The following is a 19,549-nucleotide window of genomic DNA, read 5'->3' on the forward strand; positions in this document are numbered from 1 at the left end:
CCCGGTCGCCTAGAAGGCCATCGCCTGGGCGCGGCGCTTGACCTCGGAGCCGCGGTTCTCGCGCAGCGCGTCGATGGGACGGCCCGGCAGGCCGGCGTCGAGGTAGAGCCACGCGATGATCTCGCGGTCGGTGTAGCCGCCGTCGTGGAGCACGGTGAGCAGCCCGGGCAGGCCCTTGACGGGGAAGCCCTCCTGGATGAGGTCGGCCGGCACCTGCTGGCCGGCGCCCGGCGAGGGCACCGCCGCGGCGAGCTCGTGGTCGCGGATCATCGTGCGCACCTTCGCCACGGTGACCTCCAGCTCGCGCGCGGCCGCGGCCCAGTCGAGCCACGTCGGCACCAGCACCGCCAGGTCGTGGTCGGCCAGGGGCACCTCGCCCGTGGACGCGGTCTCGCTCGTGGGCTCGCTCATGGCGTCATCGTCCCACCTGCCCGGTGGCGCCACGCCGGGGGCCGTCGCAGCGGCCCGGGCGGCCCCGGCGACCGTACGATGGGCGCCCCGGATCCCGTCCGGACCGCAGGAGGGTCGCTGTGCCGACAGACCGGCAGCCGCACCGTGACGCCGGACCCGCTTCGCCGGGCTCGCCGGCGCCCGTGGGCGACCCCATGACCGGGCGGGTGCTCGACGGGCGCTACCGCGTGGGGGCCCGGATCGCGCGGGGCGGCATGGCCAGCGTCTACGAGGGCCTCGACCTGCGCCTGCAGCGCACGGTGGCGGTGAAGGTGATGCACGCCGGTCTCGGCGACGACGAGCAGTTCGCGGCCCGCTTCGTGCGCGAGGCCCGGGCCGCGGCCCGCCTGTCCCACCCCCACGTCGTGGCCGTGCACGACCAGGGCGACGACGACGGCACCGTCTTCCTGGTGATGGAGCTCGTGGCGGGCCACACCCTGCGCGACACCATCGCCGCCGAGGGCGCGATGGCGCCGCTGCGGGCCCTGGCGCTGGTGGAGCCCGTGGTCTCGGCGCTCGCCGCCGCCCACCGCGCCGGCATCATCCACCGCGACGTCAAGCCCGAGAACGTGCTGATCGCCGCTGACCCCCACCGCGGCGGCGCCGAGGTGGTGAAGGTCGCCGACTTCGGCCTGGCCCGCGCGGTCTCCACCGACACCCAGCACACCGCCACCGGCGGCGTCCTGATCGGCACGGTGTCCTACCTGGCCCCCGAGCTGGTGGTCGACGGCCGCTCCGACACCCGCGCCGACGTGTACGCCGTCGGTGTCGTCCTCCACGAGCTGCTCACCGGGCGCAAGCCCCACGAGGGCGAGACCCCCATCCAGGTCGCCTACAAGCACGTGCACGCCGACGTGCCCCCGCCCTCCCGGCTGGTGCCGGGGCTGCCGCCGTACGTCGACGCGCTGGTGGCGCGCGCGACCGCCCGCGACCGCACGCAGCGCCCCGCCGACGCCGGCGTCCTGCTCCACCAGCTCCACCGCGTGCAGCACGCGCTGGCCGACGGCGTCGCCGACGACCCCGAGCTGACCCTCGACCTGACCCCGCGGGCCCTGCCGGTGGGCGAGCGCTCCCCCGACCTGCCCGCGCCCGACGTGCCCGCACCCGGCGACACCGCCCCCGAGGTGTGGGACCCCGAGGAGATCGAGGCGCTGCTCGGGCCCGACCGCTCCCGGCCCGCCCCGGAGCCGACCTCGTGGCTGGCCCGCGACGGCGAGGCCGACCCGCGCGGCCTGCCGGGCGCCGGGCCGGTCGTGCTGACCGGCAGCACCGCCCTGGCCGTCGCCGCCCAGCCCGCCCCGGTCCGGTCACCGGGGGCACCGGGGGGCCCCGACGGGCCGCAGGAGCCGCCCGGGCCGCCGCGACGCGCGGGGTCGACACCGGTGCGTGGCGCCCGGCCGCGTCGCTCGCGGCGCGGCCTGCTCGTGCTGCTGCTCGCCCTGGCCGTCGCCCTGGCCGTGGGGGCCGGGGCCTGGTGGTTCGGCTGGGCGCGCTACACCACCATGCCCACCGTGCTCGAGCAGACCCGGGCCAGCGCCGTCGGCGAGCTGGAGGACGCCGGCTTCGACGTCGAGCTGGGCGAGCCGGTCTACGACGACGAGGTGGCCGAGGGCAGCGTGGTCACCACCGACCCCGAGCCGGGCTCGCGGGTGCTCGACGGCGAGACCGTCACCGTCACGACGTCCCTGGGCGAGGAGGTCTACGAGGTGCCGCGGCTCGGCGGGCGCACCGAGGCCGAGGCCGAGGCGGCGCTGCGCGAGCTGTCGCTGCGCCCCGAGGTCGTGCGGCGCTTCTCCGAGTCGGTGCCGGTGGGCTCGGTCGTGCGCACCGACCCCGCCCGCGGCACGGTGCGGCGCCCGGGCGCGGTGGTCGAGGTCGTGGTGAGCAAGGGCCGCCGGCCCGTCGAGGTGGGCGACTGGGTCGGCGACAGTGCCGCGGAGGCCGAGCAGGAGCTCGTCGACCGGGGACTGGTGGTGGTGCGCGACCAGCGGGTGTTCTCCGCCGACGTGCCCCGGGGCGACGTGGTGAGCCAGAGCCCGCAGGGGGGCACGCTGTTCCGCGGCGAGACCGTGACGTTCGTGGTGTCGAAGGGTCCCGAGCTCGTCGAGATGCCGCGGCTCACCGCCGTCGGCGTCGCCGAGGCCACGGCGCGGCTCGAGGACCTCGGCTTCGAGGTGCAGGTCGAGGAGTCCTCGACCTACATCGGCCTGGGCTACGTGCTGTCCACCGATCCCGGCGCCGGCGACCTGGTGCCGAAGGGCAGCACCGTCACCATCTCGCTGGTCTGAGACGCGGGCCACCGACCGGCGCGACCGGGCGTCACCAGGTGTCGGGGGCCGCGGCGCCGCCGCCTAGGGTCGCGCCATGCGCAACCCGGTCGGCACCCACGTGCGCGTCGGCAGCGGCCTGGTCACCGGTGCCCTCGCCGACGCCGACCGCCTCGGCTGCGAGGCCATGCAGGTGTTCCTGGGCAACCCCCGCGGCTGGCGGCTTTCGCCGGGCCGGCCCGCCGAGGACGCCGCGTTCCGCGCGGCCACCGCCGAGCGCGGCACCCGCGTGTTCGTGCACACGCCCTACCTGGTCAACCTGGGCTCGCCCACCGCGTCGACGTACGACCACAGCGTGGCGGTGGTGGCCCACCAGCTGCGCCGCGCCGCCGAGATCGGCGCCGAGGGCGTGGTGGTGCACACCGGGTCGTACGTCGACGCCGGCGGCGACGAGCGGGAGCGCGCGGCGCGGCACGCCGCCGCCCTGCGCCAGGTGCGGGAGGGGCTGCTGCCGCTGCTCGACGCCGTGGCCGACGACGCCGCGCCGTGGCTCCTGCTCGAGCCGACGGCCGGCCAGGGCCGTTCGCTGTGCGCCGGCGTCGACGACCTGGAGACCTACCTCGGTGCGCTCGACCACCACCCGAAGGCCGGGGTCTGCCTCGACACCTGCCACGTGTTCGCCGCGGGCGCCCCGCTCGACGAGCCGGGCGGCGCGACGGCCACCCTCGACCGGCTGGTGGAGCTGGCCGGTCCCGCACGGCTGAGGCTGGTGCACGCCAACGACTCGACGGACGTGCGCGGCGCGATGAAGGACCGGCACCAGAAGATCGGCCAGGGCCACATCGGCACCGAGGCGTTCGTCGAGCTGCTGGCCCACCCCGCCACCGACGGCGTGCCGTTCGTCCTGGAGACGCCCGGCTCCCGCGAGGTCGGCGACCCCGACCTGCCCCTGCTGCGCGACCTCCGCGTCCGCGCCGCCTCGTCGCGGCCCGCTGCCCGGTGACCGCCGACACCACGAGCCGGCGCACGACGCTGCTGGCCACGGCCGCGCTGCTGGCGATGACGGCCTGCTGGGGCTCCACCTTCTTCCTGATCAAGGACCTGCTGGAGCGGGTGCCGACGCTCGACTTCCTGGCGGTGCGCTTCACGATCGCGGGGCTGGTGATGCTGCTGGTCGCGCCCCGGGCGGTGGCCCGGCTGACGCCGGCGTCGCGGCGTCACGCGCTGGTGCTGGGCGGGGTGTACGGCGGGGCGCAGATCCTGCAGACCGCGGGGCTCGCCGACACCCCCGCGAGCGTGTCGGGGTTCATCACCGGCATGTACGTCGTGCTCACCCCGCTGCTGGCCGCGGCGCTGCTGCGCACGCGGCTCTCGGCGCCCACCTGGGCGGCGGTCGCGCTGGCGGCGGCCGGCCTGGGTGTGCTCACCCTCGACGGCTTCTCCGTCGGCTACGGCGAGGCCATCACGCTGGTCAGCGCGGTGCTCTACGCGCTGCACATCGTCGGCCTCGGCGCGTGGTCCGACGCGCGGCAGGCGCTCGGCATGTCGATCGTGCAGCTCCTGGTGATCGCCGTCATCTGCCTGGTCGCCACCGCCCCCGACGGCGTCGTGCTGCCCGCCACCCGCGGCGACTGGGCCTCGGTGGTCTACATGGCGCTGTTCGCCGGCGCCCTCGCGCTGCTGGGGCAGACCTGGGCGCAGGCCCACCTGTCCCCCACGCGGTGCGCGATCATCATGAGCATGGAGCCGGTGTTCGCGGCGTTCTTCGCGGTGCTCCTGGGCGGTGAGGGGGTGACCGGACGCATGGTCACCGGCGGGCTGATGGTGCTGGCCGCGATGCTCGTCGTCGAGCTGTTGCCGCGGCGCAAGGTGGAGGGCGAGGTGCAGCACCTGGTGGTGTGAGGACGGCGGCGCCGGGCCCGCCCGCGGGCGGTGGCCTAGCCTGGACGGTCGTGACCCCCTCCGACCCGGCTCCCCGGCGCGACGCGCCCCCGGCCGCCGCCGCCGACCCCGGCCTGCTCGCCCGGCGCACCGACACCGCCGAGCGCCCCGCCGTGCGCGACACCGGGCAGGACCCCGGACGCCGCCGGGCAGCCCCGCCCGCGCCGCCGCTGCCGCCGCTGCCCGGTCCGCGCTGGCCCCTCTACGCCGACGAGGTGCCCGCCGACGAGGCGCCCGCCGACGAGGTCGTGCCCGGGCTCGGTGCCGCCCCGGTGGCGGTGACCACCCCGCCGTCACGGACGTCCCGCTCCGCCCCGCTGCTGCCGTGGGTGGCCGGGGGCCTGTTCGTCGCGGCGCTGGTCGGCCTCGGCGCGTGGCTGGTCACCGGCGACGCCTCGGGCGGCGACCCCGCCGGCACCGCCACCGACACCACCCGGCCCGCGGCGGTGGGACGCGGCGCGGAGCGCACCACGACCCCTGGCCGCGCCGACGCGGGGGCGCAGGCGCCCGACGTACGCTCGCAGGCGCCGGCGCGGCGCCCGGCTCCGGCGCCGCGCGAGCTGGTCGCCCGGGCGGCGCTCACGGTGCCGGCCACGGCCCCGCCCGGCGTCGACGTGGCCGACGGCGTCACCCGGGTGTCGTACGACGCCGGCCGGCTCACCGACGGCGACCCCACCACCGCCTGGCGGATGGTCGGCGACGGCACCGGTGCCGAGCTGGTGCTGGCGCTGCCCGGCCAGGTGGCGCTGACCCGGGTCGGCCTGGTCAACGGCTACGCCAAGACCGCGACCGGCCCCGACGGCCGCCGCTACGACTGGTACGCCCTGAACCGGCGGGTGCAGGAGGTCGAGTGGGTCTTCGACGACGGCACCACCGTGCGCCAGCGCCTCGGTGACACCCGCGCGCAGCAGGTGCTCGACCTGGGCGAGGTGGTCACCAGCACCGTGCGGCTGCGCCTGCTCGACGTCTCGGAGCCCGGTGCGGGTGCCGACGCCAAGGACTACACCGCCCTGAGCGGGCTGTCGCTGGTCGGCCGGCCGGCCTGAGCGTGCTCGACTCCCTGGCCCCCGCCCGCCGCCGCCTCGTGCTGGCGGTGGTCGCCCTGGTGGTGCTGGCCGTGGTCGGCGCCGTCGTCGCGGTGGTGGCCACCCGCCCCGACCCCGTCGTGCCGGTGGCGCAGGACGAGCGCGGGCCCGTGCTGCTGGTGCCCGGGTACGGCGGCTCCACGGCCTCCCTCGAGGTGCTCGGGGCCGCGCTGGAGCGCGCCGGGCGCGAGGTGGTGCTGGTGCGCCCCGGCGACAGCACCGGCGACCTGCGCGCGCAGGCCGCCGACGTCGCCGACGCGGCCGAGGCGGCCGTGGCCGACGGCGCCCCGTCGGTGGACGTCGTCGGCTACTCCGCCGGTGGCGTGGCGGTGCGGTGGTGGGTGGCCGAGCTGGGCGGCGGGTCGACGGCGCGCCGGGTGGTCACCCTCGCCTCGCCCCACCACGGCACCGACCTCGCCGCGCTCGCCGGTGGGCTGGGCGACGGGGCGTGCCCCGTGGCGTGCCGGCAGCTGGCGCCCGGCAGCGAGCTGCTCACCGCCCTCGACGCCGGCGACGAGACCCCGCCGGGTCCGCGGTGGGTGGCGCTGTGGACCGAGGACGACCGCACCGTGGTGCCGCCCACCTCCGGCGACCTCGACGGCGCGCTGGGCTACAGCGTGCAGTCGGTGTGTCCCGGCCTCCAGGTCGCCCACGCCGACGTGCCGCGCACCCCGCAGGTCGTGGCCATGGTGGAGGCGGCGCTCGGCGTGGCCGCTCCGTCGCTGCCGGGGCCGGACGTCTGCGCCTGACCCGACGGGCCGACCCGTCGGGCCTGGTCTCAGCTGGTGACGTCCTTGGTGGCGAAGCTGGCCCAGGCCGCCCCGAGGAACACCCCGACGTACACCAGCTGCAGCAGCACGCCCCGCTGCAGGTCGCGCCACAGCACGGGGTCGCGGAACAGGTCGACGAAGGCCAGCCAGTAGCGGGTGGGCAGGTAGGGCTGCAGCACCGACGCGGCCTCCAGGGTCAGCAGCAGCGTCGAGGCCACCAGGATGGCCAGGGTGCCGAGCGCGGCGCCCAGCGGCGAGGTGGTCAGCGTGGAGAAGAACATCGCGATCGCGGCCACCCCGAGCATGCACAGCATCGCGTAGGCCAGGGCCGCCCCGGTGCGCAGCGCGAGCTCCTGGGTCGACAGCGACGTGCCGGAGACCGACCCGGTGGCCCCGGTCGTCACGTCCTGCTGGCCCAGCAGCAGCACCCCCAGCACGTACGCCGTCACCGCCACCACCAGCACGGTCACCACCACGAACGCCATGACGCTGACCAGCTTCGCCACCAGCAGCCGCGTGCGGCCGACCGGACGCACCAGCAGGTAGCGCAACGTGCCCTGCTGGGCCTCCCCGGCGATCGCCTCGCCGGCGGTGATCGCCACCGCGATGGGCAGGAAGAGCGGCAGCACGATCGCCAGCGCCGCGAGGGGGAACAGCGTGCCGTCGGTGAGCACCGCCGACAGGAACGCCGGGCCGGTGCCCGGGCGCGGCCCGACGTCGGTCAGCGCCAGGAGCACCGCCACCAGCGACGGCAGCGCGTCGATGAGCAGGATGGTCACCCAGGTGCGCCGGCTGAGCAGCAGCTTGCGCAGCTCGACCGCGATCACGCCGGCACCGCCGGGGGTGCCGCCGCGGTCGCGCGGTCGAGCCGGTCGCTGCCGCGGGAGGTGGCGGCCAGCACGACCTCCTCCAGGCTGCGCCGTTCGGCCCCGATGCCGGCCACGCCCACCCCCGCCGCCACCAGGTGGGCGTTCAGGGCCGCGGGGTCGTCGGCGCGCACCCACAGCCGGGTCGACCCGGCAGCGTCCACCGCGTCCACCGCGTCCACCGCGTCGCCCAGCAGCCGCACGGCGGCCGCGGCGTCGTCCGGCCCGGCGAGCAGCACCTCCACGCGGCCGGTGGCCCGGCGCAGGTCGTCGAGCTGCTCCTGCAGCACGAGCCGCCCGCGGTCGAGCACGCCGACGCGGGTGCACATGTGGTCGATCTCGGTGAGCAGGTGGCTGGAGACGAACACGGTGGTGCCGGCGGCGTTCAGCGCGAGCAGCAGCTCGCGGATCTCGTGGATGCCCTGGGGGTCGAGGCCGTTGGTGGGCTCGTCGAGCACCAGCAGCCGGGGCCGCTGCAGCAGCGCCTGGGCCAGCCCGAGGCGCTGGCGCATGCCCAGGGAGTACGCCGACACCGCGCGGGCGTCGACCCCACCCAGGCCCACCCGGTCGAAGGCCTCCTCGACGCGGTCACGGCGGGTGCGCCGAGCGCCGCCGGTGCCCATGGCGTCGAACAGCCGCAGGTTGGCGCGGCCCGACAGGTGCGGGTAGGCGGCCGGGCCCTCGACCATCGCCCCCACCTGCGGCAGCACGCCGGCGGCGTGACGAGGCATCGCGCGCCCGAGCACCTCCGCGGTGCCCGAGGTGGCCAGCACCAGCCCGAGCAGCATCCGCACCGTCGTGGTCTTGCCCGAGCCGTTGGCGCCGAGGAAGCCGTAGACGTCGCCCTCGCGCACGTCGAGGTCGACGTGGTCGACGGCGGTGATCCGCCCGTAGCGCTTGGTCAGCCCGTGGGTGGTGATCATCGGTCCCCCGTGTAGACGGTGCCGGCGAGGAGGTCCCCGGCGGCGGCGGCGAGCGCGTCGGGGGTGACGGTGCCGGCGACCAGCCAGCCCCCGTCGTCCTCGGAGCCGGTGAGCACCACGCCGAGCGGGCCGGCCGCCAGCGACGTCCCGCCGCCGGTGCCGGGCACGTCGGCCACCGCGCCGAGCGTCGCCTGCAGCTGCTCGCGCAGCGGCTGGGCCTCGCGGTCGCGCAGCGGCACCGCGATGAGCTGGGTGACGCCGGTGCCGTAGACGCCGACGGCGCCGGTGCCGCGGGTGCGCTCGAGGCCGCCGACGGTGGCGGGTGGCCGCAGCGGGGCGTACTGCCCGGCCGCCTCGGCGATGTCGAGCACCCCGCCCCGCTCCACGTCGACGCCGTCGCGGCCCTCGACCCGCACCACCGGGACCGGCGGCGCCGCGGCCTCGAACTCGCGGAACTCGGTGGTGAAGTCGGGGTCGCCCGTGGCGTCGGCGTGCACCTCCACGCGCAGCGGCACGCCGCTCGCGGGGTCGACCCAGAGGTCGACGTGGTCGATGCTGGCCTGCGCGGCGGCGGGTGCCACCCGCAGTCCCACGGCGGAGACCCCCGCGACGCGCGCGGCGGGCAGGCGCTCCACCGCGGCGTCCCCCTCGGCGAGGGCGCGGGCGCCGAGCTCGGGCGGGGTCAGGTCGGCGGCGCGCGGGAGCCGGATGTCGGGCTCGGCGTCGACGCGCAGCTCGGCGTCCTCGTAGTCCCACAGCGACACGAGGTCGCCGTCGCGGGCGACGTCCGACTCCCCCGCGGTCGAGAGACGGTCGACGCGCCACGACGTCGGCGAGCGCCACCACACCCGCAGCCGGGTGCGCCCGCCGGCCAGGGAGCCGAGGTCGTCGAGGTCGTCGGCGGCGGGCAGCGCGAGGGTGCCGTCGGTCTCGACGTACCCGCTGTAGGGCTGGTCGCGCGCGGCTTCGACCAGTGCCACGACCTCCGGGGCGCCGAGGTCGCTGTCGTCGGCGGGTAGCGCCTGCAGGCCGACCGGCACGCCCACGACCAGCGCGGTGCCGAGCGCCACGGCGCTCCAGCGACCGGTGCTGCCGAGGGCGGGGCTCATACCGGGCGACGCTACGTCGGGCGGCAAGGCGCCGACGCGCGCCGGGCGCGGTGGGGCGGGGTCGCCCGGGGTCGCGCGGGGTCAGAGGCCGGCGAGCACCTGCGCGGCGCGGTCGACGTCGGCGCGGCTGACGTCGAGGTGGGTGACCAGGCGCACGACCGAGGGACCCACGGCCGAGACCAGCACGCCGGCCTCCCGGGCGCGCACGACGAAGCCGGCGGCGTCGGCGTGGGGCACCACCACGATGTTGGTGTCGACCCCGGCGGGGTCGACACCGACGGCCTCGGCGAGCAGCCGGGCGTGGGCGTGGTCGTCGGCGAGCCGCTCGAGGTGGTGGTCGAGGGCGTGCAGGCCGGCGGCGGCCAGCACGCCCACCTGGCGCATCCCGCCGCCCATCCGCTTGCGCCACACGCGGGCCTCGGCCATCACGTCGGCCGGGCCCACCACGAGCGAGCCCACGGGGGCGCCGAGGCCCTTCGAGAGGCACACCGCCATCACGTCGGCGATCGCGCCGTACTCGCGCAGCGGGGTGCCGGTGGCGACGTGGGCGTTCCAGAGGCGGGCGCCGTCCATGTGCACCGAGGCGCCGACGCCGGTGGCCAGCTCGCGCACGTCGCGAAGGTCGCTGATCGGGAGCACCCGGCCGCCGGCGAAGTTGTGGGTGTTCTCCACCGACACCGCCGCCGTGCGCACGAAGAACGGACCCATGTCGGGCGCGATCATCCCGGCCAGCACCGGCAGGTCGACCTGGCCCTGCGGGTGCACCCAGGTGCGGGAGGTGATGCCGGAGTAGGCGCCGTGGGCGCCCAGCTCGGCGCGCACGATGTGGGCGGAGGCCTCGCACAGCACCTCCTCGCCGGGACCCACCAGCGCGCGCACCGCCAGCACGTTGGCCATCGAGCCGGTGGGGGTGAACAGCGCCGCCTCGTGGCCCAGCAGGTCGGCCACCCGCTCCTCGAGCGCGAGCACGGTGGGGTCCTCGCCGTAGACGTCGTCACCGACCTCCGCACGGGCCATCGCCGTCCGCATCGCCTCGGTCGGCCGGGTCAGGGTGTCGCTGCGCAGGTCGATCACGCCCTCCATCCTGCCCCAGCCCCTCCCCACTCCTCCGGCCGGGCGACGGCCCCGCCGGCCGGGCGCCCAGCGCCAGTGACCGTCGGTGGTCGAGTGCCGACAAGCCCTTCGAGACGCTCGCTGCGCTCGCTCCTCAGGAACCACGCCAGCGACCTTCGGTGGTCGAGTGCCGAGGAGCGCCAGCGACGAGGTGTATCGAGACCACGCAACCGTCCGCTGGTACTCGCCTCAGGGCAGGTTCCAGCGCAGGCTGCGGGGGTTTCGACACGGGCGCTAGCGCGCCCTGCCGACCAACAAGAAGCCGGGACCTCGGTGGTCGAGTGCCGAGGAGCGCCAGCGACGAGGTGTATCGAGACCCCGCAACCGCCCCCTGGGTCTCGACCACGGCAGGTCCCAGCGCGGGCTGCAGAGGTTTCGACACGGGCGCTAGCGCGCCCTGCTCAACCAACGATGAGGGGCGGGCGCGCTGCGCGCCCTGCCGACCAACGGAGGCACTCAGCGCTGCGCGCCCTGCGCAATCATCAATGAGGGGCGGGCGCTGCGCGCCCTGGTCGACCGACGAACGGGGCCGGGCGCCTGCGCCCCCGACCTCCGGCCGCCTGGTCAGGCCTTGCGGAGCATCTCGGCGACGAGGAAGGCGAGCTCGAGGGACTGCACGCGGTTGAGGCGCGGGTCGCAGACGGACTCGTAGCGCGAGGAGAGGTCCATGTCGGTGAGGTCCTCGCCGCCGCCGACGCACTCGGTGACGTCGTCGCCGGTGAGCTCGACGTGCACCCCGCCGGGCCAGGTGCCGGCGCTGCGGTGGACGTCGAAGAAGCCCTGCACCTCGTCGATGACGTCGCCGAAGCGGCGCGTCTTGTAGCCCGAGGACGCCTCGAAGGTGTTGCCGTGCATCGGGTCGCAGACCCACGCCACCTGCAGGCCCTCGGCGGTGACCTTCTCCACCAGCGGCGGGAGGCCGTCGCGGATCTTGCCGGCGCCGAAGCGGGTGATGAAGGTGAGCCGGCCGGGCTCGTTGAGCGGGTTCAGCTTGGCCGCGAGCGCGATGGCGTCGTCGGGGCTGGTGGTGGGGCCGAGCTTGACGCCGATGGGGTTGCGGATGTGGCTGAGCAGCTCCACGTGGGCGCCGTCGAGCTGGCGGGTGCGCTCGCCGATCCAGACGAAGTGGCCCGAGACGTCGTACGGCGAGTCGGTGCGCGAGTCGATGCGGGTGAGGGCGTGCTCGTACTCCAGCACCAGCGCCTCGTGGCTGGAGTGGAAGTCGACGCGGTGGAACTCGTCGGGGTCGGCGCCGATGGCCTCCATGAACGTCAGCGCGCGCTCGATCTCGCCGGCCATCACCTCGTAGCGCTGCCCGACCGGCGACTCGCGCACGAAGTCGGTGTTCCAGGTGTGCACCTGGCGCAGGTCGGCGTAGCCGCCGGTGGTGAAGGCGCGCACCAGGTTGAGTGTGGCGGCGGAGGCGTTGTAGACGTCGACGAGGCGCTGGGGGTCGGGCACCCGCGACTCGGGGGTGAACTCGAAGCCGTTGACGGCGTCGCCGCGGTACGCCGGGAGCGTGACGCCCTCGCGGGTCTCCAGGTCGGAGGAGCGGGGCTTGGCGTACTGCCCGGCGAGCCGCCCCACCTTCACCACCGGCACGGACGCGGCGTAGGTGAGCACGACCGCCATCTGCAGCAGGACCCGCAGCTTGTTGCGCACGTTGTCGGCGGTGACCCCGGCCAGGGTCTCCGCGCAGTCGCCGCCCTGGAGCAGGAACGCCTCGCCGCGCGCGACGGCGGCCAGCTTGCCCTTGAGCTCGTCGCACTCGCCCGCGAACACCAGCGGCGGCATCGTGCGCAGCCGCGACACGGCGGCGTCGACGGCCGCGGGGTCGGGGTAGGACGGCTGCTGGGCCGGGGCGAGGGCGTGCAGGCTGGCGAGGTCGGGGACGGTGCTCACGCCGCCAAGGGTACGTGCGCACGCGGGTCCGACCCCCACCAGCGCGGGCCCGCCCGGATGCCGGACGAGCCCCCGCGCCGTGCCCTGCCCGCGGGGCGCGGCGGAGTCAGTCCTCGAGGTGCTCGATGTCGCGGAACCCGGTCTTCTTGGCACGGATGCCGCGGTTGGTCATCCACGTGAGCGCCCACAGGCCCACGCCGATGAGCAGCAGCACGCCGGCGATCTTGTACTGCAGCACGTCGCGGTCGACCCACGGGCCGATGAGGAAGGCGCACAGCACGGCGGCGACGACCGGGGTGACGCCCGGAGAGCGGAAGAACCCGGCGCCCTGCTTGTCGTCGCGGCGCAGCACCAGGCAGGCGACGTTGACGATGGTGAACACCGCGAGCAGCAGCAGCGAGGTGGTGCCCGACAGGGCCGTGACGATGCTGCTCTCCGACTGCGTCGCGACGTACCAGATCAGCGCCACCGCGAGCACGGTGGTGAAGATGATGCCGACGTACGGCGAGCGGCGGTGCGGCGAGACCTTGCCCAGCGAACGGGGCAGCACGTCCTGGCGCGCGAGGCCGTAGACCAGGCGGCTGGCCATCAGCATGTTGATCAGCGCGGTGTTGGCCACGGCGAAGACCGCGAGGAACGGGAAGACCTTGTCGATCGGGAAGTCGGGGGCGCCCTTGCCGACCACCTCGAGCAGCGCGCGGCCCTCCGACTCGTTGATCGTGGACAGCTCGTCGGGGGTCAGCACGGTGACCACGGCGATGGCCACCAGCATGTAGAAGATCACCGCGATGCCGAGGCCGGTGAGCATCATCTTGGGGAAGATGCGCTCGGGCTCCTTGGTCTCCTCGACCATGTTCACCGAGTCCTCGAAGCCGACCATCGCGAAGAACGCGATCGACGTCGCCGCGGTCACGGCGAGGAAGAGCCCCTTGTCGTCGGGCGAGGAGAACGTGGTGACCTGGCTGAAGTTGCCCTCGCCCCGGGCCATCGCCCAGAAGCCGACACCGATGACGATCGCCAGCGCGGTCATCTCGACCAGGGTGAGCACGACGTTGAACTTCACCGACTCCCCCACGCCGCGCAGGTTGATCGCGGCGAGCAGGCCCATGAAGAGCATCGCGATCACCGTCGTGCCGGCCGTCGACAGCCCGGTCTCCAGGCCCACCCCGTCGAGGCCCGCCAGCAGGTTCTGCGCCAGCACGTTGGCCGAGGTCGACGCGCTGGTGATGCCGGAGCAGATCACCGCGAACGCCACCAGGAAGGTGATGAAGTGGATGCCGAACGCCTTGTGCGTGTAGAGCGCGGCGCCCGCGGCCTGCGGGTACTTGGTGACCAGCTCGAGGTACGACAGCGCGGTGAGCGTCGCGACGACGAACGCCACCAGGAACGGCAGCCACACGACGCCGCCGACGATGCCGGCCATCTGACCGGTGACGGCGTAGACGCCGGCGCCGAGGATGTCGCCGACGATGAACAGCAGCAGCAGGCGGGGGCCCATCACCCGCTTCAGGGTGGGCTCCGAGTCACGGGTCTCGACCGGGGTCGGGTGGGGGGTGCTCATCGGGCCTCCAGGGTCGACGGGGATGGCACAGCCAACCGCAGGTGCGCGGTCGTTGGCTACCCGCCCCGCGGGGCGGCCGGCCCCCGGTTGCCCGGGCCTGCTACTCAGGAGCGGTGCGCCTGGTCACCTTCAACGTCCTCGGCGGGCGGGTGCGCGGCGACGGACCGGTCGAGCCCGACCTGCTCGCCCGCGCCGTGGCGTCCCTCGACGCCGACGTGCTGGCGCTGCAGGAGGTCGACCGCGACCAGCCCCGCTCGCGGCACCTCGACCTCACCGCGCTCGCCGCGCAGGCCATGGGGGCCGTCGAGCACCGCTTCGCCGCGGCGCTGAGCGGTACGCCGGGGAAGCGCTGGGTGCCGGCCACCGGCGCGGAACCGCCGGGCACGCCGGCGTACGGCGTGTCGCTGCTCAGCCGCCACCCGGTGCGCGACTGGCGCGTGGTGCGGCTGCCGGGGCCGACCGGCGGGCGGGCGCGCGACCTCGACGGCGACCTGCTGCGCACGCTGGCCACCGACGAGCCGCGGGTGGCGCTGGTGGCCACCGTGGTCACCCCCGACGGGCCGGTCACCGTGGCCACCACCCACCTGTCCTACCTGCCGTGGTCGGGCGCCCGGCAGCTCACCGCCCTCGCCGCCGACCTCGCGGCCGCCCCCGGGCCGCTGCTGCTGACCGGCGACCTGAACACCGGCGCGGCCCGCGCGGCGAGGCTGAGCGGGCTGCGGCCGCTCGCCGAGCACCCCACCTTCCCCGCCGGCCGCCCCCGTCGCCAGCTCGACCACGTGCTCGCCCGTGGCGACGTCACCGTGCTCGCCAGCTCGACCCCCCGCCAGCCGCTGTCGGACCACCTGCCGCTGGTGGTGGACCTGCGGGTTTCACCGGATGTCCGGTGAGACCCGTGGTCGTCGGCCGAAGCCTCGGTCGACAACCAGGGGTCTGCGCCGACGACCCCCCTGCTCGGGCACGCTCGCGCACCCGAGCGGACGCCGGAGGCGATCAGCCGAAGAAGACCTCCGCCTCGGCGTACTCCGCCGGGCTCACCAGCTTCAGCCGGGCGGTGCCCTCGGCGAGGGGGACCCGCTCGATGCGGGTGCCGCGCAGCGCCATCATCGTGCCGAAGTCGCCGTCGGCCACGGCGTCGACGGCCTGCAGCCCGAAGCGGGTGGCCAGCCACCGGTCGAACGCCGTCGGCGTGCCGCCGCGCTGCACGTGGCCGAGCACCACCGCGCGGGCCTCCTTGCCGGTGCGCAGCTCGATCTCGGCGGCCAGCCGGTCGCCGATGCCGCCGAGGCGGACGTGGCCGAACGCGTCCTTCTCCCCCGACATCAGCGTCATCTCGCCGCCGGCGACCGGCACCGCACCCTCGGAGACGACGACGATCGGGGCGTACTCGCTCTGGAAGCGCGTCTCGACGTGCGCGCAGACCGCGGCGACGTCGAACGGCTGCTCGGGGATCAGCACGGCGCTGGCGCCACCGGCGATGCCGGCGTGCAGGGCGATCCAGCCGGCGTGGCGGCCCATCACCTCCACCACGAGCACGCGGTGGTGCGACTCCGCGGTGGTGTGGAGCCGGTCGATGGCCTCGGTCGCGATGTTGACGGCGGTGTCGAAGCCGAAGGTGAAGTCGGTGCCGGACAGGTCGTTGTCGATGGTCTTCGGCACGCCCACCACCTGCACGCCCAGGTCGGCCAGCCGCGTCGCCACGCCCAGGGTGTCCTCGCCGCCGATCGCGATCAGCGCGTCGACGCCGTCGGCCGCCAGGTTGTCCTTGATCCGCTCCACGCCGCCCTCGAGGGCGAACGGGTTGGTGCGGCTCGAGCCGAGGATGGTGCCGCCCCGGGGCAGGATCCCGCGGCACTGCTCGACGCCCAGCGGCATCGTCAGCCCCTCGAGCGGGCCGCGCCACCCGTCGCGGTAGCCCAGGAGGTCGAACCCGTGGTCGCGCACGCCCTTGCGCACGACCGCGCGGATCACGGCGTTCAGGCCGGGGCAGTCCCCGCCCCCGGTGAGTACTCCGACGCGCATGGTGCTCCTGTCCTGGGCCGGCAGGCGTCCGCCGCCGGCGATGGGTTGGATCGTTCACAACGGCCGCGCCCGACTGTAGTGCGGGTCACACCCCGGAGCCAGGACGCGTCCAGCCCGTGTGCCTGCGGGCCGCCGCCCCGGCGTGTCCTAGGGTCGGGCCATGACCTTCTCGATCGTGGCCCGCTCCGCCGACGGCGAGTCGTGGGGCGTCGCCGTGGCCTCCAAGTTCCTCGCGGTCGGCTCGGCCGTGCCCGCCGCCGTCGCCCAGGTCGGCGCCATCGCCACCCAGGCCGACGCCAACGTCGCCTACAAGGGCCTCGCGCTGTCCCACCTCGACGAGGGCGCCACCGCCGAGGTCGCGCTCGACCGGCTGCTCGAGGAGGACGACGGGCGCGACCACCGCCAGGTCGGCATCGTCGACGTCGACGGCGGCGCGGTCACCCACACCGGCCCCGCCTGCCTCGACTGGGCCGGTGGCGCCAGCGGCGAGGGCTTCGCCATCCAGGGCAACGTGCTCGCCGGCGCCCACGTCGTGGACGCCATGCAGGCCGCGTGGGAGGCCAGCTCCCCCGAGGCGCCCCTCGCGCGCCGCCTGCTCGCCGCGCTCACCGCCGGCGACGAGGCGGGTGGCGACAAGCGCGGACGCCAGTCGGCCGCGCTGCTCGTGGTCAGCGACGGCGCCGGGTACGGCGGCCTCGACGACATCGCCGTCGACCTGCGCGTCGACGACCACACCGCGCCGGTGGGCGAGCTGGCCCGCCTGCTCGACCTCAACGACCTCTACCTCACCGCCTCGACCGAGGAGGAGAAGGTGGCCGTGACCCCGGAGCTCGAGGCCGAGCTCGCCGCCTTCGCGGAGGCCCACGGCCACCGCGACTTCCACGCCTGGGTCGGCACGGAGAACTACGAGATGCGCGTCGACCCGGCCCTGGCCTGGATCGACGGCCGCATCCTCGACGTCGTGCGCTCGAGCGGGTCGTGAACGGGTCGTGACCCTGCTCGCGGTGCGGGTCACCTCCACCGCGGTGCACGCGGCGGTGAGCCGCGCCGCCGAGGGGGACGCCGAGGGGGACGCCGGGTCCACGTCGGCTGCGCTCACCCTGCGCCACCACCTCCCGGCCGCCGACCGCACCGAGCTGTCCGCCGAAGAGCTCTGGCAGGGCACCCTCGCCGCCGTCGGCGAGGCCCTCGCCGCCCTGCCCGCCGGCACCCGCCCCGACCAGGTCGGCGTGGCCGGCGACCCCCACACGCTGGTGCTCTGGGACCGCGAGACCCTCGGCTCCCCCCGCCCCGTGCTCGCCGCCGGCGACCGCCGTACGACGGCGCTGTGCGAGCAGCTGCGGGCCGAGGGTGCCGCCGCGCGCGCCGAGACCCTCGCCGACCAGCCCCTCGACCACCGGGTGGCCGCCCCCCGGCTGCGCTGGCTGGCCGAGCACGAGCCGCACACCTGGGCGCTGGTCACCGAGGGCCGCTACGCCGTCGGCGGCGTGGAGTCCTACCTCGTGGCGCGGATGACCCGCGGGCTGGAGCACCTCACCGACCGGGCCCACGCCCGCCCCACGCTGCTGCTCGGCGACGAGGACTGGTCACCCGAGCTCTGCGCGCTGTTCGGCGTGCCCCTCGACGCGCTGCCGGAGGTGGTCGAGCCGTCCGGTCGCACCGGCGCCTGGGGCACCACCGACCCCACCACCTTCCTCGGCCTCCGCCTCCCCCTGCACGCCCTCAGCCCCGCCTGACCACCGCCCGGGGCAGGTCCCAGCGCGGGCTGCGGTGGTCTCGAGACGCTCGCTGCGCTCGCTCCTCGACCAACGGAACGGGGACCGGACCGCGCCGACGTCGGTGTCGAGACCCGCCGGCCCGCGGCTAGGGAGCGAGGCGGGCGACGTCGGCGGCTGCGGCGTCACGGGCGGCCTGGGCGTCGGCGAGGGCGGTGCGGGCGCCGTCGCGGGCGTCCTCGGCGTCGTCGAGCTCGTCGTCGACCTGCTCGGCGGTCGCCTCGACCTCGGCGATGCGCCGGCGCAGCTCGTCGAGGTCGGCCTGCAGCTGCATCGAGCGGGCCTCGAGCTCCTGCACCTGGGCCTGGGCCTCGTCGTGGCCGGTGCGCACGACGTCGAGCGCCTCGTCGGCCTCGGCGAGCCGCTCCCGGGCCGCGGCGAGCGCCTTCGCCTCGGCCTCCGGGTCGGGCACGACGCGCAGGTCGGGGCGGGGCGCGGGCTCCGCGGCGCGCGCGGTGGCGGCGAACCCGAGGGCCTCGGGCAGCGCCACCGCGGCGGCGACGTCCACCTCCCCCACGCCGGTGGAGCTGAGGGTCGCCACCAGCAGCCCGCTGCGCACGGCCTGGCCGCAGCGCTCGTCGACCACGGCGGCGGTGAGCGTCTCCTCCACCTGGTCGGCCACGGCCTGGGTGACGCGCAGCCCCTCGTCGCCGGCCAGCGAGCGGGCCTGCTGGGTCAGCGCCGCGGTGAGCTGACGGCGCTGGCGGGTGAGCGCCCGCAGCTGCTCGCCCGACATGCCGGCCTGCGCCTCGCGCAGCGCCGCCCCCACCTGCAGCACCTGCTCCACCTGGGCGGCCTCGCGGCGCACGAGCAGGTCGACCACCCAGGCCGCCGTCGACGGCTTGCGCAGCGCCTTCACCGGCGCGGCGAGGTCGCTGCCCTTGAGCTGCTTGGCCCGGGCGTCGCGGGCGGGGGTGAACTGCGCCAGCGGCAGGGCGTAGAGCTCGTCGGCGATCTGGAGCAGCTGCGGCTGCTCGTCGTCGGGGTCAGCCATCGTCGCCGCGCCCGGTGGGCTCGCCGGTGGGCTCGCCGTCGGGCTCGTCGAGACCCTGGGCGATGGCGTAGCGGGTGAGCTCGACGCGGTTGTGCAGCTGCAGCTTGCGCAGCGTGTTCTGCACGTGGTTCTGCACGGTGCGGTGGGAGAGCACGAGCCGCTCGGCGACCTGCTTGTACGACAGGCCCTTGGCCACCATCCGCAGCACCTCGGTCTCCCGGTCGGTGAGCGCCGGGACGGCGGGGTCGGGCGCGGTGGCGGGTCCCTCGGCCATCCGGCGGAACTCCCCCAGCACGAGCCCGGCCAGGCCGGCGGTGAACACCGAGTCGCCGCGGGCCACGCGGGTCACCGCGTCGACGAGCTCCTCGCGCGACGCCGACTTGACCAGGTAGCCGGTGGCGCCCGCCTTCACGGCCTCCAGCACGTCGCTCTGCTCGCCCGACGCCGAGAGCACCAGCACCCGCGCCGACGGGTCGTGGCGCAGGACCTGCGCGGTGACCTCCACCCCGCTCGGCGGCGGGATCTGCAGGTCGAGCACGACCACCTGCGGGCGCGCCGCCGGGAACCGGGCCACCGCGTCGGCGCCGGTGCCGGCCACCGCGACGACGTCGAACCCGGCGGCGGCGAGGTCGCGCTCCACGGCGTCGCGCCACATGGGGTGGTCGTCGACCACCATGACCCGCACCGCCGGCTCCTCCACGGTCGGGACCCTACCGAGCCCCGCGGGCCCCCCTCCGCCGGGCCGATGCGGCGGGGCGCAGGGCGGCGGCG

At 75.9% G+C, this 19,549-nt stretch carries 18 protein-coding genes; 8 read left to right on the plus strand and 10 right to left on the minus strand.

The genetic code is table 11. The features are described from left to right. Positions 1-9: 9 nt before the first annotated feature. The gene (locus AC4OR8_RS11495) at positions 10-411 is read right to left on the minus strand and encodes an Rv2175c family DNA-binding protein (RefSeq protein ID WP_492165693.1); all 402 of its coding nucleotides are present in this window, start codon (positions 409-411) and stop codon (positions 10-12) included. A 182-nt stretch (positions 412-593) separates the two neighbouring features. On the opposite strand from AC4OR8_RS11495, the gene AC4OR8_RS11500 reads away from it, so the two are divergent. The 5 genes from AC4OR8_RS11500 (at position 594) to AC4OR8_RS11520 (ending at position 6,492) form a co-directional block, all read left to right on the plus strand. Further along, positions 594-2,738: a Stk1 family PASTA domain-containing Ser/Thr kinase gene (locus AC4OR8_RS11500; protein WP_492165694.1), complete on the plus strand. Its 2,145-nt coding sequence runs from the start codon at positions 594-596 to the stop codon at positions 2,736-2,738. 76 nt (positions 2,739-2,814) lie between these two features. Further along, positions 2,815-3,720 (plus strand): deoxyribonuclease IV, encoded by a 906-nt coding sequence (locus AC4OR8_RS11505; RefSeq protein ID WP_492165695.1) that lies wholly within the window; start codon positions 2,815-2,817, stop codon positions 3,718-3,720. Beyond that, positions 3,717-4,619, plus strand: coding sequence for a DMT family transporter (locus AC4OR8_RS11510; protein ID WP_492165696.1), 903 nt, complete (start codon positions 3,717-3,719; stop codon positions 4,617-4,619). Before AC4OR8_RS11505 ends, AC4OR8_RS11510 begins: the two co-directional genes overlap by 4 nt. A 50-nt stretch (positions 4,620-4,669) precedes the next feature. Further along, complete coding sequence (locus tag AC4OR8_RS11515; protein ID WP_492165697.1) at positions 4,670-5,704, plus strand: NADase-type glycan-binding domain-containing protein; 1,035 nt, start codon at positions 4,670-4,672, stop codon at positions 5,702-5,704. Positions 5,705-5,706: 2 nt separating this feature from the next. Next, a complete protein-coding gene (locus AC4OR8_RS11520) occupies positions 5,707-6,492 on the plus strand; it encodes an esterase/lipase family protein (RefSeq protein ID WP_492165698.1) in 786 nt (261 codons plus the stop codon). A gap of 29 nt (positions 6,493-6,521) precedes the next feature. Here the strand turns inward: AC4OR8_RS11520 and AC4OR8_RS11525 are convergent, their stop codons facing one another. From AC4OR8_RS11525 to AC4OR8_RS11550, 6 genes are all read right to left on the minus strand, one after another. Further along, positions 6,522-7,340: an ABC transporter permease gene (locus tag AC4OR8_RS11525; RefSeq protein WP_492165699.1), complete on the minus strand. Its 819-nt coding sequence runs from the start codon at positions 7,338-7,340 to the stop codon at positions 6,522-6,524. Next, positions 7,337-8,302 (minus strand): ABC transporter ATP-binding protein, encoded by a 966-nt coding sequence (locus AC4OR8_RS11530; RefSeq protein ID WP_492165700.1) that lies wholly within the window; start codon positions 8,300-8,302, stop codon positions 7,337-7,339. The genes AC4OR8_RS11525 and AC4OR8_RS11530 overlap by 4 nt, the downstream gene beginning before the upstream one ends. After that, on the minus strand, positions 8,299-9,411 hold the full coding sequence (locus tag AC4OR8_RS11535) for a hypothetical protein (protein ID WP_492165701.1): 1,113 nt from the start codon (positions 9,409-9,411) through the stop codon (positions 8,299-8,301). The genes AC4OR8_RS11530 and AC4OR8_RS11535 overlap by 4 nt, the downstream gene beginning before the upstream one ends. Positions 9,412-9,492: 81 nt before the next feature. Further along, the gene (locus AC4OR8_RS11540) at positions 9,493-10,494 is read right to left on the minus strand and encodes a threonine aldolase family protein (protein WP_492165702.1); all 1,002 of its coding nucleotides are present in this window, start codon (positions 10,492-10,494) and stop codon (positions 9,493-9,495) included. 594 nt (positions 10,495-11,088) lie between these two features. Beyond that, positions 11,089-12,426 carry a class II 3-deoxy-7-phosphoheptulonate synthase gene (locus AC4OR8_RS11545; RefSeq protein WP_492165703.1) on the minus strand — a complete coding sequence of 446 codons (1,338 nt, stop codon included), beginning with the start codon at positions 12,424-12,426 and terminating at the stop codon, positions 11,089-11,091. Positions 12,427-12,532: 106 nt separating this feature from the next. Then, positions 12,533-13,987 (minus strand): APC family permease, encoded by a 1,455-nt coding sequence (locus tag AC4OR8_RS11550; RefSeq protein ID WP_492165704.1) that lies wholly within the window; start codon positions 13,985-13,987, stop codon positions 12,533-12,535. 113 nt (positions 13,988-14,100) lie between these two features. Between AC4OR8_RS11550 and AC4OR8_RS11555 the strand changes: the two genes are divergently transcribed. Next, entirely contained in the window at positions 14,101-14,877 is a 777-nt protein-coding gene (locus AC4OR8_RS11555; protein WP_492165705.1) for an endonuclease/exonuclease/phosphatase family protein, read from the plus strand. Positions 14,878-14,980: 103 nt separating this feature from the next. Here the strand turns inward: AC4OR8_RS11555 and AC4OR8_RS11560 are convergent, their stop codons facing one another. Further along, entirely contained in the window at positions 14,981-16,009 is a 1,029-nt protein-coding gene (locus AC4OR8_RS11560) for a 6-phosphofructokinase (RefSeq protein WP_492165706.1), read from the minus strand. 160 nt (positions 16,010-16,169) lie between these two features. Between AC4OR8_RS11560 and AC4OR8_RS11565 the strand changes: the two genes are divergently transcribed. Both AC4OR8_RS11565 and AC4OR8_RS11570 read left to right on the plus strand, forming a co-directional pair. Beyond that, complete coding sequence (locus AC4OR8_RS11565) at positions 16,170-16,991, plus strand: DUF1028 domain-containing protein (RefSeq protein ID WP_492165707.1); 822 nt, start codon at positions 16,170-16,172, stop codon at positions 16,989-16,991. Positions 16,992-16,998: 7 nt separating this feature from the next. Further along, positions 16,999-17,745, plus strand: coding sequence for an FGGY family carbohydrate kinase (locus AC4OR8_RS11570; RefSeq protein ID WP_492165708.1), 747 nt, complete (start codon positions 16,999-17,001; stop codon positions 17,743-17,745). A gap of 127 nt (positions 17,746-17,872) precedes the next feature. Here the strand turns inward: AC4OR8_RS11570 and AC4OR8_RS11575 are convergent, their stop codons facing one another. Both AC4OR8_RS11575 and AC4OR8_RS11580 read right to left on the minus strand, forming a co-directional pair. Then, on the minus strand, positions 17,873-18,778 hold the full coding sequence (locus tag AC4OR8_RS11575; RefSeq protein ID WP_492165709.1) for a hypothetical protein: 906 nt from the start codon (positions 18,776-18,778) through the stop codon (positions 17,873-17,875). After that, positions 18,771-19,454: a response regulator gene (locus AC4OR8_RS11580; protein WP_492166414.1), complete on the minus strand. Its 684-nt coding sequence runs from the start codon at positions 19,452-19,454 to the stop codon at positions 18,771-18,773. The genes AC4OR8_RS11575 and AC4OR8_RS11580 overlap by 8 nt, the downstream gene beginning before the upstream one ends. Positions 19,455-19,549: the final 95 nt, after the last annotated feature.

It is taken from the genome of Nocardioides sp. FY1077 (genome assembly GCF_058681775.1).